The organism is Pseudomonas guariconensis, from assembly GCF_024127895.1.
GTDB lineage: Bacteria > Pseudomonadota > Gammaproteobacteria > Pseudomonadales > Pseudomonadaceae > Aquipseudomonas > Aquipseudomonas guariconensis_B.
This window is the reverse complement of the sequence record NZ_JAMYBK010000002.1, coordinates 139,801-163,940: the sequence shown is the minus strand read 5'-3', so window position 1 is coordinate 163,940 and position 24,140 is coordinate 139,801. Positions and strand designations below refer to the sequence as shown.

The following is a 24,140-nucleotide window of genomic DNA, read 5'->3' as shown; positions in this document are numbered from 1 at the left end:
GGCGGACCGGCCCTTGCATAGGCAATCCGGCGGTCGCTCGGTATACTCGGGCGCAATACTGCTTATTTCAAAGGATTTCGCCAATGAAGCGCCTGATTTCCTCCCTTGCGGCGCTGGTCGCGGTTGCTTGCCTGGTTTCGGCCTGCGGTCAGAAGGGCCCCCTGTACCTGCCTGAAGAGGGCAATGGGAAAGAGCAAAAGTCCCACCAGCACCAACACGCCCAGCCATCGCAGCCGCAGGAACAGCAGCCTGAGCTGCAGCCCGAGCAGACGCCAGCGCAGTAAGGAAATCCAATGGACGCTTTCAACTACCGCGACGGCGAACTGTTCGCGGAAGGCGTGGCCCTGTCGGCCATCGCCGAACGTTTCGGCACCCCCACCTACGTGTACTCGCGAGCCCACATCGAGGCCCAGTACCGCAGCTACGCCGATGCCCTAGAGGGCACCTCGCACCTGGTCTGCTTCGCCGTCAAGGCCAACTCCAACCTCGGCGTGCTGAACCTGCTCGCCCGCCTGGGCGCAGGCTTCGACATCGTCTCCGGCGGTGAGCTGGAGCGCGTGCTGGCCGCCGGTGGCCGTGCCGATCGCGTGGTGTTCTCCGGCGTCGGCAAGACCCGCCAGGACATGCGTCGCGCCCTGGAAGTGGGCGTGCACTGCTTCAACGTCGAATCCGCCGACGAGCTCGAACGCCTGCAGGCAGTCGCTGCCGAGATGGGCGTGCAGGCACCGGTCTCGCTGCGGGTCAACCCGGACGTCGATGCCGGTACCCATCCCTACATCTCCACCGGCCTGAAGGAAAACAAGTTCGGCATCGCCATCACCGACGCCGAGGCCCTGTACGTACGCGCGGCGCAACTGCCGAACCTGGACGTGGTCGGCGTCGACTGCCACATCGGCTCGCAGCTGACCAGCGTCGCCCCCTTCCTCGATGCCCTCGACCGCCTGCTGGTGCTGGTCGATCGCCTCGCCGAATGCGGCATTCACCTGCGCCACCTGGACCTGGGCGGCGGTGTCGGCGTGCGCTACCGTGACGAAGAGCCGCCCCTGGTGGCCGACTACATCAAGGCGATCCGCGAGCGCGTGGGCGAGCGCGACCTGGCCCTGGTGTTCGAGCCGGGCCGCTACATCGTGGCCAACGCCGGTGTCCTGCTGACCCGGGTGGAATACCTCAAGCACACCGAGCACAAGGACTTCGCCATCATCGACGCGGCGATGAACGACCTGATCCGCCCGGCCCTGTACCAGGCCTGGATGGGGGTCGACGCCGTCACCCCGCGCGAGGGCGAAGGCCGCACCTACGACCTGGTCGGCCCGATCTGCGAGACCGGCGACTTCCTGGCCAAGGACCGCGTGCTGAACCTCGCCGAGGGCGATCTGCTGGCCGTGCGCTCCGCGGGCGCCTATGGTTTCGTCATGAGCTCGAACTACAACACCCGTGGCCGTTGCGCCGAGGTACTGGTCGACGGCGACCAGGCCCATGAAGTACGTCGCCGGGAAACCATCGCCGAACTGTTCGCCGGCGAAAGCCTGCTGCCGGAGTGACCCCATGCTGCTGCGTTTCACCAAGATGCATGGGCTGGGCAACGACTTCATGGTCCTCGACCTGGTCAGCCAGCACGCGCACATCCAGCCCAAGCATGCCAAGCAATGGGGCGACCGCCACACCGGCGTCGGCTTCGACCAGCTGCTGATCGTCGAGGCACCGAACAACCCGGACGTGGACTTCCGCTACCGGATCTTCAACGCCGATGGCTCCGAAGTCGAACAGTGCGGCAACGGTGCGCGATGCTTCGCCCGTTTCGTGCAGGACAAGCGCCTGACCGCGAAAAAGCGCATCCGTGTGGAAACCAAGGGCGGCATCATCGAGCTGGACGTGCGCAACGATGGCCAGGTCTGTGTCGACATGGGCCCACCACGCCTCGCCCCGGCCGACATCCCGTTCGTTGCCCAGGCCCAGGCGCTGAGCTATCCGTTGGAGGTCGACGGCCAGATCTACCCGATCGCCGCGGTGTCCATGGGCAACCCCCATTGCGTGCTGCGCGTCGACGACGTGCGCACGGCCCCGGTCCATGAACTGGGCCCGAAGATCGAGCACCATCCGCGCTTCCCGCAGCGGGTCAACGCCGGATTCATCCAGGTCATCGACCGCCACCGCGCCAACCTGCGCGTCTGGGAGCGTGGTGCTGGCGAGACCCAGGCTTGCGGCACCGGTGCCTGCGCGGCCGCGGTGGCGGCCATCAGCCAGGGCTGGATGGACTCGCCGGTATCCATCGACCTGCCAGGCGGTCGCCTGAGCATCGAGTGGGCCGGCCCCGGCAAACCGGTGCTGATGACCGGCCCGGCCGTACGTGTCTTTGAGGGACAGGTTCGTCTCTAAGCGAGTGACTTCCATGACCGATCAGCCCCAGGTTCTACCCGAACAGGCCAGCGACCTCGATGACGAGGCCGTGGTCGCCTACCTGCGTGCCCGCCCGACGTTCTTCGCCGAGCACGACGAGCTGCTCATCGAGCAGCGCATCCCGCACCAGCGCGGCGACAGCGTGTCGCTGGTCGAACGCCAGCTCACGCTGCTGCGCGACCGCAACATCGAGATGCGCCATCGCCTGTCGCAGTTGATGGATGTGGCCCGGGACAACGACCGGCTGTTCGACAAGACCCGCCGGCTGATCCTCGACCTGCTGGATGCCAGCAGCCTGGAGGAAGTGGTGATGGCGGTCGAGGACAGCCTGCGCCAGGCGTTCCAGGTGCCCTTCGTCAGCCTGATCCTGTTCGGCGAGAATGCCGCCCCGGTCGGCCGCTGGGTCAGCAGCGCCGAGGCCCAGCAAGCCATTGGCGGGCTGCTGGGCAGTGGCAAGACGGTCAGTGGCAACCTGCGCGAGCACGAACTGGCCTTCCTGTTCGGCGAGGAGCAGCACAAGGAGGTCGGCTCCAGCGCCGTCGCCACCCTCGAGCACCAGGGCCTGCACGGCGTGCTGGCGATCGGCAGCCGCGATCCGCAGCACTACAAGAGCTCCGTTGGCACCCTGTTCCTGAGCTATATCGCCGAGGTGCTCGGCCGCGTCCTCCCGCGCTTCACCCAGACCCTGCGATCGGTGCGCTGATGGAACGCCAGCTGGAGGCTTATTGCGCACACCTGCGCAACGAGCGCCAGGTGTCCGAACACACCCAGCTGGCCTATCGCCGCGACCTGGAAAAGGTCATCGACTTCTGCAACAGCCAGGGTATCGCTGGCTGGGAAGCGCTGCAGGTCCAGCAACTGCGCCAATTGGTGGCGCGCCAGCACCATCATGGCCAGTCCGCCCGCAGCCTGGCACGCCTGCTCTCGGCGGTGCGCGGCCTGTACCGCTACCTCAACCGCGAGGGCCTGTGCCAGCACGACCCGGCCAACGGCCTGGCGCCACCCAAAGGGGAGCGCCGGCTGCCCAAGGCGCTGGATACCGATCGCGCCCTGCAACTGCTCGACGGTGGCGTCGACGACGACTTCATCGCCCGCCGCGACCAGGCCATCCTCGAACTGTTCTATTCGTCCGGCCTGCGCCTGTCGGAGCTGACCAACCTCGACCTGGAGCATCTGGACCTGGCAGGCGGGCTGGTGCAGGTGCTGGGCAAGGGCGGCAAGACCCGCGTGTTGCCGGTCGGCCGCAAGGCCCGCGAAGCGTTGCAGGCGTGGCTCCGGCTGCGCGGTATCAGCGCCCCACAGGATAACGCGGTGTTTCTCTCCCGCCAGGGCCGGCGCCTGGGCCCACGCGCCATCCAACTGCGGGTCAAGGCCGCCGGCGAGCGCGAGCTGGGCCAGCACCTGCATCCGCACATGCTTCGCCATTCCTTCGCCAGCCACTTGCTGGAGTCGTCCCAGGACCTGCGCGCGGTACAGGAGATGCTCGGCCATGCCGACATCAGCACCACGCAGATCTACACCCACCTGGACTTCCAGCACCTGGCCGCGGTGTACGACAGCGCCCACCCCCGGGCCAAACGCAGCAAAGGCACAGACTCATGAGCATCAAGCTGATCACCTTCGACCTGGACGACACTCTGTGGGACACCGCACCGGTGATCGCCAGCGCCGAGATCGTCCTGCGCGACTGGCTCGAAGCCAACGCGCCAAGCCTGGGCAGCGTACCGGTCGAGCACCTGTATGCCATCCGCGAACGCCTGGTGCAGGCCGAACCGGGCCTCAAGCACCGCATCAGCGCCCTGCGTCGGCGCGTGCTGTTCCATGCCCTGGAAGAGGTCGGCTACAGCGAGAAGCACGCCCAGGAGCTGGCCAACGAAGGTTTCGAAGTGTTCCTCCACGCACGACATCAGGTCGAGGTGTTCCCCGAGGTGCAGCCGGTGCTGGAGATCCTGCGCCATCACTACACCCTCGGCGTGGTCACCAACGGCAATGCCGACGTGCACCGCCTGGGGCTGGCGGACTACTTCAGGTTCGCCCTGTGCGCCGAGGACCTGGGGATCGGCAAGCCGGACCCAGCCCCGTTCCTGGAGGCCCTGCGCCGGGGTGAAGTAGAGGCGCAGGCCGCCGTGCATATCGGCGACCACCCTGGGGACGATATCGCCGGCGCCCAGCGCGCCGGGCTGCGAGCGGTGTGGTTCAACCCCCAGGGCAAGGACTGGGAAGGCGAACAGGCGCCGGATGCGCAGATCCAGCGGTTATCGCAGTTGCCCGACGTTCTGGCACGCTGGCGCTAGGGGCTCGGCACCCTGCAGAGCAAGCTCGAGGCCGGTCAGTTAAGACTTTCCAGCCGTCATTTGGGCCGACAGCGCCCACAAAAAAGCCCGCAGCGACGGCGGGCTTTCTTGCATTCAACCACTCAGATAGGGCGGCTGCCGTACTTGTTGTCCGGCTTCTTGGGCGGATCGGCGACCACGTTGGGCTCGACCTCCTGGATCTTGCCGCCACGCGCCAGGAACTCTTCCATGGCCTTGGCCAAGGCATCGCGCTCCTTCTGCTTGGCTTCCAAGCTCGGCATGTCGTCAACCGAGACAGCGGCCTTGGCCTTGCCCTTCGCAGCGGGGGCGGGGCTGTCGTCTTCGCCAGCGTCTTCGGCTACATCATCTGCCGCTGCTGCGTCGAGGCCCTCATCACCCTCGTCTTCATCGCCTACTTCGAGGTCATCGTTTTCCAGATCGTCGTCGCTCATGTTCTACCTCATGACTTGCGAAAAGCAGATTAGTTATAGACCGTGCAGCCGTAGACCGGCAGCCATCGGTGAAAATTCAACTGGCCGTGGGTTGGCCACTGCCCTGGGCGTTCACCTCCTGATGGGAGGCCGGCACCCTGCAGACCCTGCTCCTGGCAGGGCCTGACGAAATCCTTGAGCCATTGGCCGGAACAGCCCGGCGCCACCTGCTGGCTCCGTGCTATTGGCAAGCCTAGCAAAGGGTGGCGAAGTGTGCGGACAGCTCGTCAAGCACCCTTCCGGCGCGCATTCTAGCGCGCCCGGAGAAAAAGCAAAGCTCCCTGAATGCCCTGTGAGCTGTAAGTTTTCGGGCCGTGTCACGAACGTGTCGGGTAAACCGTTTGCTCTTCGCCGAACAGCGAATTCCAGGCAAAAAAATGCCCGGCGAACCGGGCAGATTTTTTACCGCGTCGCAGTTACAGGTTGTAGCCGCGTTCGTTGTGCTGAGCCAGGTCGAGGCCGACCGACTCTTCTTCTTCGTTGACCCGCAGGCCCATCACCACATCCAGCACCTTGAGGATCACGAAGGTGACGATGGCGGTGTAGACCACGGTGAAAATCACGCCCTTGGCCTGCACCCAGACCTGCGCGCCGATATCCACGACCTCGCCGAACCCGCCCAGGGCCGGGGCGGCGAAGACCCCCGTGAGGATCGCGCCGACGATACCGCCGATCCCGTGCACGCCGAAGGCGTCGAGGGAGTCGTCATAGCCGAGCTTGCGCTTGAGGCTGGTGGCGCAGAAGTAGCAGATCACGCCCGAGCAGAGGCCGATCACCAGGGCGCCCATCGGGCCGACGGTGCCGGCGGCCGGGGTGATGGCCACCAGGCCGGCGACCACGCCGGAGGCGATGCCCAGGGCGCTTGGCTTACCGTGACCGATCCATTCGGCGAACATCCAGCCCAAGGCCGCGGCAGCCGTGGCGATCTGGGTCACCAGCATGGCCATGCCGGCGGTGCCGTTGGCGGCTGCGGCGGAGCCGGCGTTGAAGCCGAACCAGCCGATCCACAGCATGGCCGCGCCCATCAGGGTGTAGCCCAGGTTGTGCGGCGCCATTGGCGTGGTGGGGTAGCCCTTGCGCTTGCCCAGCACCAGGCAGCAGACCAGGCCGGCGATACCGGCGTTGATGTGCACCACGGTGCCACCGGCGAAGTCCAGCACGCCCCAGTCCCACATCAGCGCGCCGTCACCGCTCCAGACCATGTGCGCGATCGGAGCGTAGACCAGGGTGAACCACACGCCCATGAAGATCAGCATGGCGGAGAACTTCATGCGCTCGGCGAAGGCACCGACGATCAGCGCCGGGGTGATGATGGCGAAGGTCATCTGGAAGGTGATGAACACCGCCTCGGGGAATTCCGCGGTCAGGCTGTCAGGGGTCACGCCGCTGAGGAATGCCTTGGAGAAGCCGCCCACGAAGGAATTGAAGTTGACCACGCCCTGTTCCATACCGGTGGTATCGAACGCCAGGCTGTAGCCATAGACCATCCACAGGATGCTCATCAGGCCGGTGATGGCGAAGCATTGCATCATCACCGACAACACGTTCTTCGAACGCACCATGCCGCCGTAGAACAGGGCCAGGCCCGGAATGGTCATGAACAGCACCAGCGCGGTGGCGGTGAGCATCCAGGCGGTGTCGCCGGCGTTGAGCGCCGGGGTGGCTTCCTCTGCCAGGGCCAGGCCAGGCATTACGAGGGACAATAGGGCTCCTAGCCCTGCGATCTTGCGCAGAGTCATGTTGTTTTCTCCTGGGGCGTTGGGTTTGGTGAGGCTTTTTCTTAGATCGCGTCGGTATCGGTTTCGCCGGTACGGATGCGGATCGCCTGCTCCAGATTGACCACGAAGATCTTGCCGTCACCGATCTTTCCGGTGTTGGCGGCCTTGGTGATGGCTTCGATCACCCGGTCAAGGTCTTTGTCGTCGATGGCGACATCGATCTTCACCTTGGGCAGGAAATCGACCACGTACTCGGCACCGCGATACAGCTCGGTATGGCCTTTCTGCCGACCGAAGCCCTTGACCTCGGTCACGGTGATGCCCTGCACGCCGATTTCCGACAGCGACTCGCGCACGTCGTCCAGCTTGAACGGCTTGATGATGGCAGTGACTAGCTTCATGAAACTCTCTCCCGATTTGGTGGACTTGCCCCAGGAAAACAAACCCGTCTCAAGTCTAAGCGCAGCGCCTGGCTTTGTAACCCGTCGTCGACTCCCTCCTCCCCCGCCGACGCATGTCGCGGCAATGACGAAGGGCCTTTCAGCTCCACCTGCGCACTGCCTGGTCACAAGGAACTGCATCAGTGCATGGCTTGCCAAGGTCTTTGCAGAAACCTTGCCAGGTCATGGAAAGCCAGTGAAAACAATCAGTTGTGGAAAAAGCCCGGCATTGGCCAGTCGCCAGCAGAGAAAAGATGCACAACTTCGGTGCGCACACCTCGGCCGCCCTGCGCAAAAAGTGTGCAGCGCAAGGCCCGCCAGGCAGCGTGCTACACTGCCCTCCTTTTCCATGATTAGCGGAACGCCGAACATGCTCGCGCCCAAAGCCTTTCTCGATGCCCTGAGCGACCAGGCCTCGCGCCTGTTCAACGGCGACAACACGCCGCCACGGGCCGAACTGGAGAGCCAGTTCAAGATCCTGATGCAGAGTGCCTTCAGCAAGCTCGACCTGGTCAGCCGGGAAGAATTCGACAGCCAGATGGTCGTCCTGGCCCGCACCCGCGCGCGCCTGGAAGCCCTGGAACGACAAGTCGCTGAGCTGGAAGCCCGGATGGCGCCGACAATCCAGGAATAACAACCGACACACGGAGCGGCTCCCATGAAAGTCAGTGCCCGCAATGTCTTCGAAGGTACCGTCAGCAACGTCCAGCCTGGCGCGGTCAACGCCGAGGTCGAACTGACCTTGGGCGGCGGCGAGAAACTGGTGGCGGTGGTCACCATGGCCAGCCTGCACAACCTGAACATCAACGTCGGCAAGCAGGCCGTGGCCCTGGTCAAGGCGCCCTGGGTGGTGCTGATGACCGATGCCGACGGCTACAGGCTGTCGGCGCGCAACGCCCTGCAAGGCAAGGTGGTGCGGGTCGGCGACGGTGCGGTGAACGCCGAGGTGGTGCTGCAGTTGGCAGGCGGTACCGAGGTGTCTGCCATCGTCACCCGCGAAGCGGTGCAGGAGCTGGGCCTGACGTCGGGCGTGGCGGCCACGGCGTTGATCAAGGCCTCGCACATCATCCTGGGCGCCAAGCCCTGACACCTTGAGCATGGGGCTGCTTTGCAGCCCCAAATGACAGCTGAAAGCCCTGGCTGACCAGCATTGGGGCAATCCCAAGACCCAGTCCCCAGGCATCCGCAGTAAAATCCGGATGCACTCTTTCCCAGTGCCCCTCACCATCGCTCACTATTCTTCCGTGACCGCAGGAAGCGGCTTTTCCACAAGCGACCACGGAGTATCCATGTCCCTCGCCCTCGTCCACAGCCGCGCCCAGGTCGGGGTGCTGGCGCCGGCTGTCAGCGTCGAAACCCACCTGGCCAACGGCCTGCCCACACTGACCCTGGTCGGCCTGCCCGAAACCACCGTCAAGGAAAGCAAGGACCGGGTACGCAGCGCCATCGTCAATTCCGGCCTGGACTACCCAGCCCGGCGCATCACCCAGAACCTCGCCCCCGCCGACCTGCCCAAGGACGGCGGCCGCTACGACCTGGCCATCGCTCTGGGCATCCTCGCCGCCAACGGCCAGGTGGCGGCGGCGACCTTGAGCGAGATCGAATGCCTCGGCGAACTGGCACTCTCCGGTAGCCTGCGCCCGGTGCAGGGCGTGTTGCCTGCAGCCTTGGCGGCCAGGGAGGCCGGGCGGGCGCTGGTGGTGCCACGGGAGAACGCCGAGGAGGCGAGCCTGGCGAGCGGGCTGGTGGTCTACGCGGTGGGCCATCTGCTGGAGCTGGTGGCCCATCTCAATGGGCAGGTGCCACTGCCACCCTACGCCGCCAATGGCCTGCTGCTGCACAGCCGGCCCTACCCTGACCTCAGCGAGGTGCAGGGGCAGGTGGCGGCCAAGCGCGCCCTGCTGGTGGCAGCGGCCGGTGCCCACAACCTGCTGTTCACCGGGCCTCCCGGCACCGGCAAGACCTTGCTCGCCAGCCGCCTGCCAGGGTTGTTGCCACCGCTGGACGAGCGCGAGGCGCTGGAGGTCGCGGCCATCCAGTCGGTCACTGGGCATACGCCCCTGGACAGCTGGCCACAGCGGCCCTTTCGCCATCCCCATCATTCCGCCTCCGGGCCGGCCCTGGTGGGTGGCGGCAGCCGGCCGCAGCCCGGGGAGATCACCCTGGCGCATCATGGCGTGCTGTTTCTGGACGAGCTCCCGGAGTTCGAACGACGTGTGCTGGAAGTGCTTCGCGAGCCTTTGGAGTCTGGCGAAATCGTGGTGGCGCGGGCCAAGGACAAGGTACGCTTCCCCGCGCGCTTCCAGTTGGTGGCCGCCATGAACCCCTGCCCCTGCGGCTACCTGGGCGACCCCAGCGGTCGCTGCCGCTGCAGCACCGAACAGATCCAGCGCTACCGCAACAAGCTGTCCGGCCCGCTGCTCGACCGCATCGACCTGCACCTGACCGTGGCCCGGGAAAGCACCGTGCTGACCAACCAGCCCAGTGGCGAATCCAGCGCCACGGTCGCCCGGCAGGTGGCCGAGGCCCGTAAACGGCAACAGCGTCGCCAGGGCTGTGCCAATGCCTTCCTCACGCTCAATGGGCTGCACCGCCATTGCCGCCTGGAGAGCGCCGACCAGGCCTGGCTGGAAAACGCCTGCGAGCGCCTGAACCTGTCCCTGCGCGCCGCCCACCGTCTGCTCAAGGTGGCACGTACCCTCGCCGACCTGGAACAGGCCGAGGCTATCGCCCGCCAGCATCTGGCCGAAGCCCTGCAATATCGTCCCGGCTCCTGAGCGGCCCTTGCGGGCCAATGCACCGGTTCAATCGTCTCCATAGCTGAAATATATTTTGCGCACTAAATATTATTGCGCAATATAGCTCTCAAGCAGCAAGCAGTCGCTGCCCCCTCACCGAACTCGGAGCACGATCATGACCACCCTTCGCAAAGCAGTCGCCATCGCCACCCTCACCCTCGGCACCAGCGCAGGCGCCTTCGCCGCCGGCAGCCCTGGAGTGGAACGCACCACCCAGGGCTTCCTCGATGCCCTGGCCGCAGGTGGCGGCAAACCGCTCGAAACCCTTTCCCCACAAGCCGCGCGCAGCGTATTGAGCAACGCCCAGGCAGGCGTCAAGGTCGACCTGTCGGGCATCAGCGTCGAACGCCGGACCATCCAGGCCGACGGCCAGGCGCTGGAAATCCGCGTGGTGCGGCCAGAAGGGACGCAAGGCGACCTGCCGGTGTTCATGTTCTTCCACGGCGGTGGCTGGGTGTTGGGCGACTACCCCACCCATGAACGCCTGATCCATGACCTGGTGGTGGGCTCCGGCGCAGCGGCGGTCTACGTCGACTACACACCATCGCCCGAAGCCAAGTACCCCACGGCGATCAACCAAGCCTATGCCGCGACCCGCTGGGTTGCCGAACATGGCCGGCAGATCGGTGTCGATGGCAGCCGCCTGGCCGTGGCGGGCAACAGTGTGGGCGGCAACATGGCCGCAGTCGTGGCGCTCAAGGCCAAGGAAGCCGGCACGCCGAAGCTGCGCTTCCAGGCCCTGCTGTGGCCGGTGACCGATGCCAACTTCAACAACGGCTCCTACAACCAGTTCGCCGAAGGCCATTTCCTGACTCGCAACATGATGCAGTGGTTCTGGGACAACTACACCACCGATCCGAAGCAGCGCGACGATATCCATGCGTCACCACTGCGCGCCAGCCTGGAACAGCTCGAGGGCCTGCCACCGGCCCTGGTGCAGACTGCCGAGATGGACGTACTACGTGACGAAGGCGAAGCCTACGCCCGCAAGCTCGATGCCGCCGGGGTGCCGGTGACCGCCGTGCGCTACAACGGCATGATCCATGACTTCGGCCTGCTCAATGTGCTGGGGCAGGTGCCGGGGACACGCAGTGCCATGACCCAGGCTGCCCAGGCGCTCAAAGAGCACCTCGAGTAATCGGCTGATCGCGGTGTTTCGCGGGCAAGGCGAAACACCGCACGAATTTTAATCTCTTGATTTACTTGAGGATCAAATGCGGAATCGATGATTTTTCGAAATTTCTTGACTTTTAAAAATATGCCATCCGACAAATGCCCATGAAGAGTCAAGACATTTTGCTGCTTTTTAAAATGACCAGCCTTCATGCTCAGGAGGAGAACCTGTTCGATCGCATGGAGACCGAGTCCATGTCCGAATTTTCCAATGAACTATCGGCATCCTGGCGCACCCAGCACATGATTGCGAGCAACCCAGTGTGCAGGGCACTGGTCGAAAGCGCAGCGCCAGAAGACGTAGATTTTGAATGCCCCCTCGGCACCAGAGCAGGCGCCTTCGCCACCGGCAGCACGAGGCCAGCCCGGCACGCCCCCTCGCCACCGCTGCGGTAGACTGCGCAAATACTCCCAGCGCCCGTCCCGAGAACGCTCCATGGAAGACCTCAACTCCCTCTACTACTTCACCCAGGTAGTCGAGCACGGTGGCTTCGCGCCGGCCGGCCGGGCCCTGGACATGCCCAAGTCCAAGCTCAGCCGGCGTATCGCCGAGCTCGAGGAACGCCTCGGCGTGCGGCTGCTGCATCGCACCAGTCGGCACTGCTCGCTGACCGAGATCGGCCAGGCCTATTACCAGCGCTGCCTGGCCATGCGGGTGGAGGCCGAAGGCGCTGCGGAAATCATCGAACGCAACCGCAGCGAGCCACGAGGGCTGGTGCGCCTCAGTTGCCCCACCACCCTGCTCAACGCCTGGGTCGGGCCGATGCTGACCCGCTACATGCTCAAGTACCCCCGCGTCGAGCTGTTCATCGAAAGCACCAACCGCCGGGTCGACCTGCTGCACGAGGGCTTCGACCTGGCCCTGCGGGTGCGCTTCCCGCCGCTGGAGAATACCGACATGGTGATGAAGGTACTGGGCAACAGCACCCAGTGCCTGGTCGGCCGACCCTCGTTCCTGGAACAACTGCCGCAGGGCTTCGACCCTCAGCTGCTGGGACAACTGCCCAGCCTGCACTGGGGCGGCTCGCAGCGGGAGTACCAATGGGAGCTGTACCAGGGAGAGGACATGGCGCACAAGCAGGTGATCGTGCATACGCCACGGGTGGTTACAGACGACCTGGTCACGCTGCGCCACTTCGTCCTGGCTGGCGTGGGCATTGTCCATCTGCCACGGGTGTCGGTGCGCGAGGACCTGGCGGCCGGGAGGCTGGTGGAAATGCTGCCGGGCTGGCATCCGCGTTGCGGCATCGTCCATGCGATCTTCCCGTCGCGACGGGGCTTGCTGCCTTCTGTACGTTCGCTGCTCGATCACCTGGCGCAAGAGTTCGCCATCAGCGATATGGCGTAACGAATCACCTCCAGCGCTCCAAACGCACAATTACCTTGCATCCGTTGGCTTCGGTCCTCGGTTGATTGTGCAAACACCCTGCTCTTTACTAGCTCTGAGCCCCTCCGTACCGAGACCGCCATGCCGGCCTTCATCCAGTCCTCCCCGCTGTCGCTCGGCGCTTGCCTGCTCCTGCTCGACCTGCTGCTGTGGCAGCTGATTCCGCTCGAACGCCGGGCCTGGCGCATCGCCACGCGGCTGCTGATCTTCCTGTTGTTCAGCTGGGTGCTGCTGGCCGCCGGGATGAGCCCGCTGCAACCTCCGCCCTGGGTGGACGATGTGCCACGCAACCTGATGGCCACGGTGCTGGCGATCGCCTGGTGGTTGTTCGGTGCGCGCACGGTCACGGTGGTCTTCGGCCTGCTGCTGGTGGCGCGGGGCAGCCATGGTGGGCGGCTGCTGCAGGATGTGCTCGGGGCACTGATCTTTCTCGCGGCAGTGGTGGCCGCCGCGGCCTATGTGATGCAACTGCCGGTCAAGGGCCTGCTGGCAACCTCCGGCGTGATGGCCATCGTCATCGGCCTGGCGTTGCAGAGCACCCTGGCGGATGTGTTCTCCGGCATCGTGCTCAACACCACGCGGCCCTACCAGATCGGCGACTCGGTTTCCATCGACGGCACCGAGGGCAAGGTGGTGGATATCGACTGGCGCACTACCCGCCTGCTTACCGGCAACGGCAGCCTGGCGGTAATCCCCAACTCGGTGGCGGCCAAAGCCAGGTTGCTCAACTTCAGCCGCCCGGCCGATATGCATGGGGTGTCGATCAGCGTGGTAGTGCCGGCCAGGGTAAGGCCCAAGTGGGTATTCGATGCCTTGGAGAAGGCGCTGCAGGGCTCCAGCGCGCTGCTCGCCACGCCCCGGCCCAAGGTCACGGTAAAAGCCTCGACCCTGGAATCGGTGGAGTACGAGGCCAGCGGCTTCATTGCCGACATGGCCCGCAAGACCGAAGTACGCAACCAGCTGTTCGATCTGGCCCATCGTCACCTGGAAGCAAGCGGGGTGGTGTGGAACATCGACCTCACCGTGCCTCCCCGCAGCCGCCAGCGCGAACTGCTTGACGAGGTGCGGGTGTTCCGCTCGCTGGCCAGCGAGGAGCGCGACGCCCTGAGCCAGCGCATGACCGCCGTGGAGTACCTGGCGGACCAGGTGATTCTCGGCGTGGGCGAACAGTCCGACCACCTGCTGGTGATTGGCAGCGGAGTGGTCGCTGCATCGATCCGCGATGGCGAGCGGCTGATCGAGGCTGGGCGCATGGGGCCCGGCGAGGTGCTGGGCATCGAGGGCCTCATCGACGAGGACGACTCTTTCGTCGAGTTCCGCACCCTCACCGGTTGCCTGCTTTATCGCATCGACAAGGAGCAGGTGCGCAGTTGCCTGGCAACACGTGGCGAAGTGGAGACAGCCCTGACCAAGCTGCAACGCTTTCGCCGCCAGGGCCGTGAGTCACTGCTGATGCAGAAGCCACCGGTGGTGAAGAAAGGTGGATTCCTCAGTTGGCTGCACAAGTGATGGCGTGTGGTCCGGTTTCGCCTTGGGTTACAAGACCACCCGCAAACACTGGCCCGCGTGATACAGCGAGAACCCCGTCTCGTAGAAGGTCGTACGCAGCGACGGCGCGCTCACCGGTTTCATCGGCGAGAACGGGATGGGCAGGCTGTCGGGGTCGTCCTTGAGCAGGAACTCGGCGAACGCCCGGCCGATCACCGTGCCGGTGGTATTGCCACGACCGTTGTAGCCAGTCACGGCCACCAGGCCTGGAGCCGGCTCGAACAGGCGCATCAGGTGGTCAGGGGTGAAGTCGATGCAGCCGGTCCAGTGCATCTCCCACTCGACCTTGCCCAGCTCCGGGTAGTAATGGCTCTGGATACGGTCGGCCCAACTGCGCACGAACCAGGTCGGCTTGTTGTCGACCCGCCCCAGGCTGCCGAGCAGCAGGCGGCCCTGGTCGTCGCGGCGGATGCTGCTGAGCACCGTGCGGGTGTCCCAGGAGCCTTGGCCATGGGGCAGCACCTTGTCGGCGGCGGCGCCTTGCAGCGGCTTGGAGGCCACTTGGTAGTAGTAGCCACGGAAGAAGTGCTTCTGCAGGTTGCTCCACTCGCCTTCGGTGTAGGCCCCGGTGGAGATCACCACCTTGTCGGCGCGCACCGAACCACGCGCGGTCTTCACCCGCCAGGCGTCGCCGTCGCGTTCCAGGCCCTCGACCGAGGATTGCTGGAACAACTGGCCGCCCAGGCGCACCACGGCGCCAGCCAGGCCCTGGGTGTAGCCCATGGGGTTGATGGTGCCGGCGCGGCGGTCGAGCAGCGCGGCGGAAATCTTGTCGGTACCGCAATATTCCTGGCACTGCGCACCGGTCAGCAGCTCGACATCGGCACCGCGCCGAGCCCACTGGGCGTGGCGGGCTTCGAGGTCGGCGATACCGGTGGCGTTATGCGCCATGTGCAGGGTGCCCTTGTGCTGGGCCTGGCAGTCGATGCCAAAGCGCTCGATCATGGCGAACACTTCTCCCGGCGCCTCGCCGAGCACCTTGTTCAGGCGGCTGCCCTGCTTCTGCCCGAGGGTCGCCTCAACATCGTCGGGGCGGATCCAGGTACCGGCGTTGACCAGGCCGACGTTGCGCCCGGAGCCACCGTGGCCGATCTTCCAGGCCTCCAGCAGGATCACCGACTTGCCCTGTTCGAGCAGGTGGATGGCCGCCGACAGGCCGGTGATGCCGCCACCGATCACGCAGACATCGGTCTTGTGCTCACCGGCCAGGGCCTGGGCGGCGACGGTCGGTTCGCTGACGGATTCCCACAGGCATTCTTGACGCAGTTCGGACATGGCCAGGCTCCAGCAATTTGTTCTTGTTTGGCGCCGCAGTACGGCCCATTCGCCGCACTGCCGCGAACCGGGGGCAGTGCCCCCGGCCATGCAGCATCAACCGATCAATCGAACACGATCCCCTGCGCCAGCGGCAGCTCGCGCGAGTAGTTCACGGTGTTGGTCTGGCGACGCATGTAGCCTTTCCAGGCATCCGAACCGGACTCACGACCACCGCCGGTTTCCTTCTCGCCACCGAACGCTCCGCCGATCTCGGCGCCGCTGGTGCCGATGTTGACGTTGGCAATGCCGCAGTCGCTGCCCGACGCGCTCTGGAAGCGCTCGGCTTCGCGGATGTCGGTGGTGAAGATGCACGACGACAGGCCTTGTGGCACTTCGTTGTTAAGGCGCAGGGCCTCTTCGAAGTCGTCGTAAGTCAGCACGTACAGGATCGGTGCGAAAGTTTCATGGCGCACCACGTCGCTCTGCGCAGGCATTTCGGCAATGGCAGGCGAAACGTAGTAAGCGTTCGGGTACTGGTCGACCAGTTGGCGCTCGCCGCCAAACACCTGGCCGCCTTCGTCGCGGGCCTTGGCCAGCGCGCCCTGCATGGCGTCGAACGACTGCTTGTCGATTAGCGGGCCGACCAGGTTGTCCTTGCGTGGGTCGCCGATGCGCACCTTGCCGTAGGCGGCTTTGACGCGGGCAACCACTTCATCCTTGATCGAACGGTGCACGATCAGACGGCGCAGGGTAGTGCAACGCTGACCGGCGGTGCCGACAGCGGAGAACAGGATGCCGCGCACGGCCAGGTCCAGGTCGGCACTCGGGGCCAGGATCATGGCGTTGTTGCCGCCCAGTTCGAGGATGCTGCGGCCGAAGCGGGCGGCAACACGTGGGCCCACTTCACGGCCCATGCGGGTGCTACCGGTGGCGCTGACCAGCGGCACGCGCGGGTCATCGACCATGGCTTCGCCGGCTTCACGGCCGCCGATCACCAGTTGTGCCAAGCCAACTGGGGCATCGCCGAAAGCTTTCAGGGCTTTTTCGAACAGCGCCTGGCAAGCCAGGGCGGTCAGTGGGGTCTTTTCCGAAGGTTTCCAGACCACCGAGTTACCCGCCACCAGGGCCAGGGCGGTGTTCCAGGCCCAGACTGCCACCGGGAAGTTGAAGGCGCTGATCACGCCGACCACGCCCAGCGGGTGCCACGTTTCACGCATGTGGTGGCCAGGGCGCTCGGAGGCGATGGTCAGGCCGTAGAGCTGGCGAGACAGGCCAACGGCGAAGTCGCAGATGTCGATCATTTCCTGCACTTCGCCCAGGCCTTCCTGGGTGATCTTGCCGGCTTCGATCGAGACCAGCTCGCCGAGATCGGCCTTGTGCTCTCGCAGCACGTCGCCGAACAGGCGCACCAGCTCGCCACGGCGCGGGGCCGGTACGCTGCGCCAGGCTTCGAAGGCCTGCTGCGCCTGGTCGATGCGGGCGGTGGTCTCGGCCTTGCCGAGCAGTTTCACCGAGGCGATCTGGCTGCCGTCGATCGGCGTGTGAACAGGGTAGTCGCCCTGGGTGTAAGCCTCGGCGGCAACGCCAAGGCGCTCGAGCAATCCAGCAACCATTTGTGCTTCTCCTACATCGGGTGATGGGGTGGAAAAATGATGTGGATCAGTATTAATCCGATCACACCGGTGCAACAAACGACCTTTATTCCGCATATCATTCCACCAGGTAATGATTTCAGCCGCAGAGAACGCTATGTCCAAACGCCTGGTGCCTTCCATGACCGCCCTGCAGTGCTTCGAGGCTGCTGCTCGACACCTGAGCTTCACCCGCGCCGCCGAGGAACTGCACCTGACCCAGAGTGCCGTCAGCAAGCAGGTGGCGCAGCTCGAAGAGATGCTTCGCCATCACCTGTTCCTGCGCATCCGCCGGCGCTTGCAACTGACGCCGGCGGGCTCGCTGTACCTGGCGGAGGTCAACAAGATCCTCACCCAGGTGGACATGTCCAGCCGCTACGTCCTCACCTACGGCGAGCAGACCGAAGTATTGAAGGTAGCCACTCAACCGAGTTTCGGTGTGCGCTGGCTGATTCCGCATCTCAAGGGCTTCGGCAAACGCCACCCGAACATCCACTTGGACATCCGCAACGAAATGGAACCCTTCGCCCTGCTCCAGGGCTCGGCCGACGTGGTGTTCTTCTATGGCCGGGGCACCTGGCCAGGGGCAACCTGCATGGAACTGTTCCGCGAGGAAGTGGTGCCGGTCTGCGCGCCAGAGCTGCTGCAGGGGCATGAGCTGGCGAATGCCGGTGCGCTGGCGCAGTTGGTGTTGCTGCAGAGCACCTCGCGACCGGAGGCCTGGCATGAGTGGTTCCTGGAGCAGGGGCTGCACACCGACAACAGCTACCACGGGCCACGGTTCGATACCTTTTACATGGCGCTGAGCGCGGCGCAGGCAGGCTGCGGGGTGGCCTTGGTGCCACGCTACCTGGTGGCGAAGGAGCTGGCCGAGGGCAGCCTGGTGCTTGCCTGGAACCATGCGATGAAAAGCGAGGGCGCGCACTACCTGGCGTTCGCCGAACATGCAGCGGAGGTGCCGAAGGTGCGGGCGTTGGTGAAGTGGGTGAAGGAGCAATTGCCTGCATGAGCTGGGGGAGCTGCTGGATCGATCCAAAAAGGAATGACAGCTGCACTTTTTTTCGCTTGTGAGGAGGGTGCATTCCCCGCTTTCATGTAAGGGTACTCCCCACCCTCAGGAAGCTAGCGATGCCCGCCCACGATTTCGTCAGCCCCGACAGCATCCGTGCGCAGTTCTCTGCCGCCATGTCGCTCATGTACAAACAGGAAGTGCCCCTGTATGGCACGCTGCTGGAGCTGGTGAGCGAAATCAACCAGCAGGTCATGACCCAGCAGCCTCAAGTGGCCGAGGCCCTGCGCTGGACCGGCGAGATCGAGCGCCTCGACCAGGAACGCCATGGCGCCATCCGCGTCGGCACCGCCGAGGAGCTGGCGACCATCGCCCGGCTGTTCGCGGTCATGGGCATGCAGCCGGTCGGCTACTACGACCTCAGCTCGGCCGGCGTGCCGGTGCATTCCACCGCGTTCCGCGCGGTGCACGAGCGATCGCTGCATGTCAGCCCGTTCCGCGTGTTCACCTCGCTGCTGCGCCTGGAGCTGATCGACAGCCCGCAGTTGCGCGAACTGGCCCAGGGCATCCTGGCCAAGCGCAGGATCTTCACGCCGCGCGTCCTGGAGCTGATCGCCCAGCACGAGCGCGAGGGCGGCCTGAACGCCACGGATGCCGAGGTCTTCGTCCAGGAAGCCCTGCACACCTTCCGCTGGCACCAGGAAGCGACGGTGACAGCCGAGCAGTACCAGCGACTGCACGACCAGCACCGCCTGATCGCCGACGTGGTGGCGTTCAAAGGCCCGCACATCAACCACCTGACCCCGCGCACCCTGGACATCGACGCGATCCAGCTGGGCATGCCGGCCAAGGGCATCCCGCCCAAGGCCGTGGTCGAAGGCCCACCTGGCCGCCGTCATCCGATCCTGCTGCGCCAGACCAGCTTCAAGGCCCTGCAGGAAAAGGTCGCCTTCAGCGACGCGCAAGGCAGCCATACCGCGCGTTTCGGCGAGATCGAACAACGCGGGGCGGCGTTGACGCCGAAGGGCCGCCAGCTCTACGACCGCCTGCTCGATGCCACCCGTAGCGCCCTGGGCGGTGCGCCGGCCGAGGCCAATGCCGAACGCTACAAGGCCCTGCTCGAGATGCACTTCGCCGAATTCCCGGATGACCTGGCGCAGATGCGTGAACAAGGCCTGGCCTACTTCCGCTACTTCCCGACCGAGAAGGGCCTGGCCGCACGCGACCAGGCCGGCCGCCCGACCACCCTGCAAGGGCTGATCGACGCAGGCCATGTGCACTATGAAGCGCTGGTGTACGAGGACTTCCTGCCAGTCAGCGCGGCCGGGATCTTCCAGTCCAACCTGGGCGACGATGCCCAGGCCGAATATGGCAGCAACGCCAACCGGGATGCCTTCGAGGCGGCGCTGGGGCTGAAGGTGCAGGATGAACTGGCGCTGTATGCCCAGAGCGAGCAGCGATCGCTGCAAGCCTGTGCCCAGGCGTTGAACCTGGAAGCATTGTGAGCCGATAGCGAGCATTCGCGGCGCCGAACCGCCGATGCCAGGGCTCTACGCCCTTGCTCGCGGCGGCGCCTCCAGGATCCGCACATCGGGCAGGTTCACGGCATCGGCCTCCTCCTGCAGGTACTGGCTCAATCGCCGCAACCGCTCTGCGCCAGGGCGCGTGCGCGGCCACACCAGGTAATAGTCCATGCCACTGGGCACGGCGGTCGGCCAAGGCAGGCTGAGCCGCCCTTGGGCCACGTCCTCGGCCACCATCAGCAAATCCCCCATGGAAATGCCATAGCCACGGGCCGCCGCGATCATGCCCAGCTCCAGGGTGTCGAACACCTGCCCGCCCTTGAGCGAGACCTTGTCGAGCAGGCCCATGCGCTCCAGCCAGGCGCGCCAGTCTCGCTTGTCCGGGGTCGGGTGCAGCAGCTCGATGCCCGCCAGGCGACGCTCATCCCAGGGGCCCTCGTCGAGCAGGTCCGGGGCGCCTACCGGGATCAGCAATTCAGAGAACAGCCGCCGCACTTCCCAGTCTGCCGGGAATGCACCGTCGCTGAGCAGCACGGCACAGTCGAACGGTTCCTGGTTGAAATCCACATGGTCCACATCCATCCAGGCACTGGTCAGTTGCACCTCGTTGCCTGGTTGCAGGTGACGGTACTGGCTCAGGCGCGCCAACAGCCAGCGCATGGTCAAGGTCGAGGGGGCCTTCATGCGCAGGATGTCATCCTCGCCGCGCAGGGTATCGCAGGCCCGCTCCAGCGCAGCGAAACCGTCGCGCACGCCGGGCAGCAACATCCGCGCTGCCTCGGTCAGTTGCAGGCTACGGCCGCTACGCACGAACAAGCGGCAGGCGAAGTGCTCCTCCAGGGTGCGGATGTGCCGGCTGACCGCGCTCTGGGTGATGGACAATTCCTCGCCAGCACGGGTGAAGGAGCTCAGCCGGGCGGCGGCTTCGAATGCGCGCAACGCATAAAGCGGCGGTAGCTGTCGGGACATTTCGCACCTGCTTTTTCGGGGGCTGGCAAGCCTGCCAGGCATCATATGAACATGACTTTAACTCATGCCAACGATCGCTTTTATCCTTTTGTGCAAAGTTGACCGAAGCCTCAGAATCGTCGCCTCATTCCCCCTGCAACAAGAAGGACCACCTCCATGCACGTCGCGCCCACCACCGAACTCAAGGCTCTGCTGCGCCTGGCCGGGCCGCTGATCGCCTCGCAGTTGGCGCACATGCTGATGGTGCTGACCGATACCCTGATGATGGCCCGCATCAGCCCCCAGGCCCTGGCCGGCGGCGGCCTGGGGGCGGCCAGCTATTCGTTCGTGTCGATCTTCTGCCTGGGCGTGATCGCCGCGGTCGGCACCCTGGTCGCCATCCGCCAGGGCGCCGGCGACATCCCCGGGGCCACGCGGCTGGCGCAGAATGGCCTGTGGCTGGCCTGGGGCCTGGCGCTGGTGGCCGCGCTGGCCTTGTGGAACCTGGAGCCGGTCCTGCTGCTGTTCGGGCAGAAGCCGGAGAACGTCACCTCGGCCATGGAGTTCCTCACCCTGCTGCCCCTGGCCCTGCCCGGCTACCTGACGTTCATGGCCCTGCGTGGCTTCACCAGTGCCCTGGGCCGCTCGACGCCGGTGATGGTCATCAGCCTGGTGGGCACGGTGTTCAACTACCTGTTCAACCATGCGCTGATCGAAGGCATGTTCGGCCTGCCCAAGCTGGGGCTGATGGGCATCGGCATGGTCACCGCCCTGGTTTCGATGGGCATGGCCATTGCCCTGGCCCTGTACATCCGCTGGCACAAGGCCTACGACGCCTACCCGCTGCGCCGGGGCCTGTCGCGGCCTTCGCTGCCGGCACTGCGCGAGCTGTGGCGGCTGGGCCTGCCGATCGGCGGCACCTACATGGTCGAGGTCGGGCTGTTCGCCTTCGCCGCCCTGTGCATGGGCGTGCTCGGCAGCACGGAACTCGCCGCGCACCAGATCGCCTTGCAGATCGTCTCCACCGCGTTCATGGTGCCGACCGGGTTGTCCTATGCGGTGACCATGCGCGTGGGGCTCTACTACGGCGCTGGCAACCTGCTGGCTGCACGTAGCGCCGGGCGCGTGGGGATCGGCTTCGGGGCGACGATCATGTTCGCCTTCGCCGCGCTGTTCTGGCTGCTGCCGGATGCGCTGGTGGGACTGTTCATCGACCGCGACGACCCGGCCTTCGCAGCGATCTTCCAGCTCGCGGTGAGCCTGCTGATGGTCGCGGCCTGGTTCGAACTGTTCGACGGCATGCAGACCATCGCCATGGGCTCGATCCGTGGGCTGAAGGACGCCAAGACCACCTTCCTCATCGGGCTGGCCTGCTACTGGCTGGTGGGTGCGCCCTGCGCCTGGCTGTTCACCTTTACCCTGGGTGGCGGCGCGGTCGGTGTGTGGTGGGGGCTGGCACTGGGGTTGGCCTGTGCGGCAGTGGCGCTGACCATCGCTTTCGAGTGGCGGATGAAACGGATGCTGGGGAAGGCGGAGGTTGCTGGGGAGGCCAGCGTCGCGACCTGATCCAAAGACACCTTGTAGTCCTGGGGCTGCCTTGCAGCCCTGAACACCGCGCGATTACAGGGCCTCGGCCATCTGCCGGCGAGCGCCTGATACCAGGTACTCCATCAACTCCCCTACCGGCAACGGCCTGCTCACCAGGTACCCCTGCACCTGGTCGCAGCCGAACCCACGCAGCAACGCCATCTGTTCCTCGGTCTCGACCCCCTCGGCCACCACTTCCAGGTTGAGGTTGTGCGCCAGGTTGATCATGGCGTGCACCAGCTTGCGGTTCTCCTCGCGCTGCTCCATGCCGCCGACGAAGCTGCGATCGACCTTGAGCAAGGTGATCGGCAAGCTGTTGAGGTGAACGAACGACGAAAACCCGGTGCCGAAATCATCGAGCGAAAAGCGCACCCCCAGGCGGCCCAGGGCATCCATGGTCTGCTGCACCAGTTCGTTGCGGCGCATCACCGCGGTCTCGGTCAGCTCGAACTCCAGCCAACGGGCATCGACGCCGTGCTCGATGATCAGCCGGCTCAGGGTGGCCAGCAGCTGGCTGTCCTGGAACTGGCGGAAGCTCAGGTTCACCGCCATGTGCAACGGCGCCACGCCACGCTCGCGCAGGGCCTGCATGTCGCGCAGGGCGCGGGAGATCACCCAGTAGCCCAGCGGCACAATCAGCCCGCTCTGCTCGGCCAGGGGCACGAATTCGCTGGGCGGCAGCAGGCCACGCTCGACATGGCGCCAGCGCACCAGGGCCTCCAGGCCGACGATGCAGCCATCGGCCAGGTTCAGCCGCGGCTGGTAGTGCAGCTCCAGCTCGTCGCGGCGCAGGGCCCGGCGCAGTTCGCTCTCCAGGTCGGCCAGGCTGCGGGCGTTACGGTTGATCCGCTCGTTGAACACATGGAAGGTGCAACCCTGGCTGCCCTTGGCCTGGCGCATGGCGATGTGCGCATGCCACATCAGCGGGTCGGCCCCACCCTGGGCACGGGCATGGGCCAGCCCCAGGCTGCAGCCGAGCAACAGGCTCTCGCCGTCGATCCAGTAGGGCTCGGCCAGGGCCTCGACGATGCGCTCGGCCACCCACTCGGCACGGTTGCCGTCGCGGCGGGTATCGATCAGCAGGGCGAACTCGTCGCTGCCCAGGCGCGCCAGCTGGTCGCCAGCTTCCAACTGCTGCTTCAACCGCGCCACCACCTGCAGGATCAGGCGGTCACCGCCCTGGTGGCCGAGGGCGTCGTTGACGTGACGGAAATTGTCCAGGTCGAGGTGCCCGAGGGCTACGCCACGGCCCTCGTTCTGCGCCAGGCGCGCGCTCAGCAAGGCCTGGAAACCCTGGCGATTGGCGATACCGGTCAGCGGATCCTGTTCGGCCAGCCGCTGCAGGGTAGCCACCAGCACACCGCGCTCGCGCACGTGGCGCAGGGAGCGGCGCAAGGTATCGCCGGTCAGCTGCGTACGTACCAGCCAGTCGCTGACGCCGGCCGGCGGCGCTTCGGGCTCGTCCTCCAGCAGCAGGATGGTGGGCAGGTCGCAGCGGCCCGGCGCCGGCAGCAAGGCCGGGGTCGCCAGCACCACGGCCTGGCGGTCGTGGGCGAACAGGCTGTCGACCGCCGCCCAGTCCGGCGCGGTCAGCAACACCACACTGCCGGCCAACGGTTGCAGGCACTCGCGCAGCAGGGCAGCCCATTCCGGCTCATCGGCCAACAGCAGCAAACGCAAGGGTTCGACAGGCGTGGACAAGCGGGCTCCTTAAGGCGTGGACGGTGAATCGACGAGCGGGCGCGAGGTATCCTACCGTATAAGTGAAAATGATTTTCACTTTAATACATGCCACTGCGTGGCCTGCGCCCCGACGTATTTTGTCGTGCATCCTGCGCGAAACCGGCGCGGTCGGCAAATCCGATTCACACTGTCAGACGGTCGCGCCACAAGCGCCCCATGCCTGCTAGAATGCGCGGCTATTTTCTGGTGACCCCCG

22 protein-coding genes and 1 pseudogene are annotated in these 24,140 nt (G+C 65.5%); 16 read left to right on the top strand and 7 right to left on the bottom strand.

Going from position 1 to position 24,140, the window contains the following annotated elements:
• Positions 1–83 precede the first annotated feature (83 nt).
• From lptM to NJF35_RS03295, 6 genes are read left to right on the top strand one after another with little or no spacing between them, the layout of a single operon-like run.
• Positions 84–284 carry an LPS translocon maturation chaperone LptM gene (gene lptM / locus NJF35_RS03320; protein ID WP_225786719.1) on the top strand — a complete coding sequence of 67 codons (201 nt, stop codon included), beginning with the start codon at positions 84–86 and terminating at the stop codon, positions 282–284.
• 9 nt (positions 285–293) lie between these two features.
• Positions 294–1,541 (top strand): diaminopimelate decarboxylase, encoded by a 1,248-nt coding sequence (gene lysA / locus NJF35_RS03315; RefSeq protein ID WP_253080632.1) that lies wholly within the window; start codon positions 294–296, stop codon positions 1,539–1,541.
• A 4-nt stretch (positions 1,542–1,545) separates the two neighbouring features.
• On the top strand, positions 1,546–2,376 hold the full coding sequence (gene dapF / locus NJF35_RS03310) for a diaminopimelate epimerase (RefSeq protein WP_225786721.1): 831 nt from the start codon (positions 1,546–1,548) through the stop codon (positions 2,374–2,376).
• A 13-nt stretch (positions 2,377–2,389) separates the two neighbouring features.
• A complete protein-coding gene (locus NJF35_RS03305) occupies positions 2,390–3,100 on the top strand; it encodes a DUF484 family protein (RefSeq protein WP_253090667.1) in 711 nt (236 codons plus the stop codon).
• A complete protein-coding gene (gene xerC, locus NJF35_RS03300) occupies positions 3,100–3,999 on the top strand; it encodes a tyrosine recombinase XerC (RefSeq protein WP_253080633.1) in 900 nt (299 codons plus the stop codon). Before NJF35_RS03305 ends, xerC begins: the two co-directional genes overlap by 1 nt.
• Positions 3,996–4,691 carry an HAD family hydrolase gene (locus tag NJF35_RS03295; protein ID WP_225786724.1) on the top strand — a complete coding sequence of 232 codons (696 nt, stop codon included), beginning with the start codon at positions 3,996–3,998 and terminating at the stop codon, positions 4,689–4,691. The genes xerC and NJF35_RS03295 overlap by 4 nt, the downstream gene beginning before the upstream one ends.
• Before the next feature lie 122 nt (positions 4,692–4,813).
• Here the strand turns inward: NJF35_RS03295 and sutA are convergent, their stop codons facing one another.
• From sutA to glnK, 3 genes are all read right to left on the bottom strand, one after another.
• On the bottom strand, positions 4,814–5,143 hold the full coding sequence (sutA, locus tag NJF35_RS03290) for a transcriptional regulator SutA (RefSeq protein ID WP_225786725.1): 330 nt from the start codon (positions 5,141–5,143) through the stop codon (positions 4,814–4,816).
• A gap of 455 nt (positions 5,144–5,598) precedes the next feature.
• Positions 5,599–6,921, bottom strand: coding sequence for an ammonium transporter (locus NJF35_RS03285; protein ID WP_253090666.1), 1,323 nt, complete (start codon positions 6,919–6,921; stop codon positions 5,599–5,601).
• Between the two features lie 41 nt (positions 6,922–6,962).
• A complete protein-coding gene (glnK, locus tag NJF35_RS03280) occupies positions 6,963–7,301 on the bottom strand; it encodes a P-II family nitrogen regulator (protein ID WP_002555808.1) in 339 nt (112 codons plus the stop codon).
• 409 nt (positions 7,302–7,710) lie between these two features.
• Here glnK and NJF35_RS03275 point away from each other — a divergent pair, with 409 nt between their 5' ends.
• The 7 genes and pseudogenes from NJF35_RS03275 (at position 7,711) to NJF35_RS03245 (ending at position 14,207) form a co-directional block, all read left to right on the top strand.
• Positions 7,711–7,974: an accessory factor UbiK family protein gene (locus NJF35_RS03275; protein ID WP_225786727.1), complete on the top strand. Its 264-nt coding sequence runs from the start codon at positions 7,711–7,713 to the stop codon at positions 7,972–7,974.
• Between the two features lie 24 nt (positions 7,975–7,998).
• Entirely contained in the window at positions 7,999–8,427 is a 429-nt protein-coding gene (locus NJF35_RS03270; RefSeq protein WP_253090665.1) for a molybdopterin-binding protein, read from the top strand.
• Between the two features lie 202 nt (positions 8,428–8,629).
• The gene (locus tag NJF35_RS03265; RefSeq protein ID WP_253090664.1) at positions 8,630–10,117 is read left to right on the top strand and encodes a YifB family Mg chelatase-like AAA ATPase; all 1,488 of its coding nucleotides are present in this window, start codon (positions 8,630–8,632) and stop codon (positions 10,115–10,117) included.
• A 136-nt stretch (positions 10,118–10,253) separates the two neighbouring features.
• Complete coding sequence (locus NJF35_RS03260) at positions 10,254–11,276, top strand: alpha/beta hydrolase (protein WP_253080637.1); 1,023 nt, start codon at positions 10,254–10,256, stop codon at positions 11,274–11,276.
• A gap of 140 nt (positions 11,277–11,416) precedes the next feature.
• Positions 11,417–11,516: pseudogene (locus NJF35_RS03255) on the top strand (MarR family transcriptional regulator); the annotation flags it as partial.
• A 231-nt stretch (positions 11,517–11,747) separates the two neighbouring features.
• Complete coding sequence (locus tag NJF35_RS03250) at positions 11,748–12,659, top strand: LysR substrate-binding domain-containing protein (protein WP_225786731.1); 912 nt, start codon at positions 11,748–11,750, stop codon at positions 12,657–12,659.
• A 120-nt stretch (positions 12,660–12,779) separates the two neighbouring features.
• On the top strand, positions 12,780–14,207 hold the full coding sequence (locus NJF35_RS03245) for a mechanosensitive ion channel family protein (RefSeq protein WP_253080638.1): 1,428 nt from the start codon (positions 12,780–12,782) through the stop codon (positions 14,205–14,207).
• Between the two features lie 27 nt (positions 14,208–14,234).
• Here NJF35_RS03245 and NJF35_RS03240 read toward each other — a convergent pair whose 3' ends face one another.
• Entirely contained in the window at positions 14,235–15,521 is a 1,287-nt protein-coding gene (locus NJF35_RS03240; protein ID WP_225786732.1) for an NAD(P)/FAD-dependent oxidoreductase, read from the bottom strand.
• 104 nt (positions 15,522–15,625) lie between these two features.
• The gene (locus NJF35_RS03235; protein ID WP_317235043.1) at positions 15,626–17,116 is read right to left on the bottom strand and encodes an aldehyde dehydrogenase family protein; all 1,491 of its coding nucleotides are present in this window, start codon (positions 17,114–17,116) and stop codon (positions 15,626–15,628) included.
• Positions 17,117–17,252: 136 nt separating this feature from the next.
• On the opposite strand from NJF35_RS03235, the gene NJF35_RS03230 reads away from it, so the two are divergent.
• Both NJF35_RS03230 and NJF35_RS03225 read left to right on the top strand, forming a co-directional pair.
• Complete coding sequence (locus NJF35_RS03230) at positions 17,253–18,143, top strand: LysR family transcriptional regulator (RefSeq protein ID WP_225786733.1); 891 nt, start codon at positions 17,253–17,255, stop codon at positions 18,141–18,143.
• A 119-nt stretch (positions 18,144–18,262) separates the two neighbouring features.
• Positions 18,263–19,648: a VOC family protein gene (locus NJF35_RS03225; RefSeq protein ID WP_225786734.1), complete on the top strand. Its 1,386-nt coding sequence runs from the start codon at positions 18,263–18,265 to the stop codon at positions 19,646–19,648.
• Between the two features lie 45 nt (positions 19,649–19,693).
• Here NJF35_RS03225 and NJF35_RS03220 read toward each other — a convergent pair whose 3' ends face one another.
• Positions 19,694–20,635, bottom strand: a complete 942-nt coding sequence (locus NJF35_RS03220) for a LysR substrate-binding domain-containing protein (RefSeq protein WP_225786735.1) — start codon at positions 20,633–20,635, stop codon at positions 19,694–19,696.
• A gap of 156 nt (positions 20,636–20,791) precedes the next feature.
• Here NJF35_RS03220 and NJF35_RS03215 point away from each other — a divergent pair, with 156 nt between their 5' ends.
• Positions 20,792–22,180 carry a NorM family multidrug efflux MATE transporter gene (locus NJF35_RS03215; protein ID WP_225786736.1) on the top strand — a complete coding sequence of 463 codons (1,389 nt, stop codon included), beginning with the start codon at positions 20,792–20,794 and terminating at the stop codon, positions 22,178–22,180.
• A 54-nt stretch (positions 22,181–22,234) separates the two neighbouring features.
• On the opposite strand, the gene NJF35_RS03210 is transcribed toward NJF35_RS03215, so the two are convergent.
• Positions 22,235–23,902 carry a putative bifunctional diguanylate cyclase/phosphodiesterase gene (locus NJF35_RS03210; protein WP_253080642.1) on the bottom strand — a complete coding sequence of 556 codons (1,668 nt, stop codon included), beginning with the start codon at positions 23,900–23,902 and terminating at the stop codon, positions 22,235–22,237.
• Positions 23,903–24,140 lie beyond the last annotated feature (238 nt).

Bases quoted from the DNA above. Each gene is read 5' to 3' on its own strand.
- lptM (WP_225786719.1), top strand. From the start codon at position 84: ATGAAGCGCCTGATTTCCTCCCTTGCGGCGCTGGTCGCGGTTGCTTGC.
- lysA (WP_253080632.1), top strand. From the start codon at position 294: ATGGACGCTTTCAACTACCGCGACGGCGAACTGTTCGCGGAAGGCGTG.
- dapF (WP_225786721.1), top strand. From the start codon at position 1,546: ATGCTGCTGCGTTTCACCAAGATGCATGGGCTGGGCAACGACTTCATG.
- NJF35_RS03305 (WP_253090667.1), top strand. From the start codon at position 2,390: ATGACCGATCAGCCCCAGGTTCTACCCGAACAGGCCAGCGACCTCGAT.
- xerC (WP_253080633.1), top strand. From the start codon at position 3,100: ATGGAACGCCAGCTGGAGGCTTATTGCGCACACCTGCGCAACGAGCGC.
- NJF35_RS03295 (WP_225786724.1), top strand. From the start codon at position 3,996: ATGAGCATCAAGCTGATCACCTTCGACCTGGACGACACTCTGTGGGAC.
- sutA (WP_225786725.1), bottom strand. From the start codon at position 5,143: ATGAGCGACGACGATCTGGAAAACGATGACCTCGAAGTAGGCGATGAA.
- NJF35_RS03285 (WP_253090666.1), bottom strand. From the start codon at position 6,921: ATGACTCTGCGCAAGATCGCAGGGCTAGGAGCCCTATTGTCCCTCGTA.
- glnK (WP_002555808.1), bottom strand. From the start codon at position 7,301: ATGAAGCTAGTCACTGCCATCATCAAGCCGTTCAAGCTGGACGACGTG.
- NJF35_RS03275 (WP_225786727.1), top strand. From the start codon at position 7,711: ATGCTCGCGCCCAAAGCCTTTCTCGATGCCCTGAGCGACCAGGCCTCG.
- NJF35_RS03270 (WP_253090665.1), top strand. From the start codon at position 7,999: ATGAAAGTCAGTGCCCGCAATGTCTTCGAAGGTACCGTCAGCAACGTC.
- NJF35_RS03265 (WP_253090664.1), top strand. From the start codon at position 8,630: ATGTCCCTCGCCCTCGTCCACAGCCGCGCCCAGGTCGGGGTGCTGGCG.
- NJF35_RS03260 (WP_253080637.1), top strand. From the start codon at position 10,254: ATGACCACCCTTCGCAAAGCAGTCGCCATCGCCACCCTCACCCTCGGC.
- NJF35_RS03250 (WP_225786731.1), top strand. From the start codon at position 11,748: ATGGAAGACCTCAACTCCCTCTACTACTTCACCCAGGTAGTCGAGCAC.
- NJF35_RS03245 (WP_253080638.1), top strand. From the start codon at position 12,780: ATGCCGGCCTTCATCCAGTCCTCCCCGCTGTCGCTCGGCGCTTGCCTG.
- NJF35_RS03240 (WP_225786732.1), bottom strand. From the start codon at position 15,521: ATGTCCGAACTGCGTCAAGAATGCCTGTGGGAATCCGTCAGCGAACCG.
- NJF35_RS03235 (WP_317235043.1), bottom strand. From the start codon at position 17,116: ATGGTTGCTGGATTGCTCGAGCGCCTTGGCGTTGCCGCCGAGGCTTAC.
- NJF35_RS03230 (WP_225786733.1), top strand. From the start codon at position 17,253: ATGTCCAAACGCCTGGTGCCTTCCATGACCGCCCTGCAGTGCTTCGAG.
- NJF35_RS03225 (WP_225786734.1), top strand. From the start codon at position 18,263: ATGCCCGCCCACGATTTCGTCAGCCCCGACAGCATCCGTGCGCAGTTC.
- NJF35_RS03220 (WP_225786735.1), bottom strand. From the start codon at position 20,635: ATGTCCCGACAGCTACCGCCGCTTTATGCGTTGCGCGCATTCGAAGCC.
- NJF35_RS03215 (WP_225786736.1), top strand. From the start codon at position 20,792: ATGCACGTCGCGCCCACCACCGAACTCAAGGCTCTGCTGCGCCTGGCC.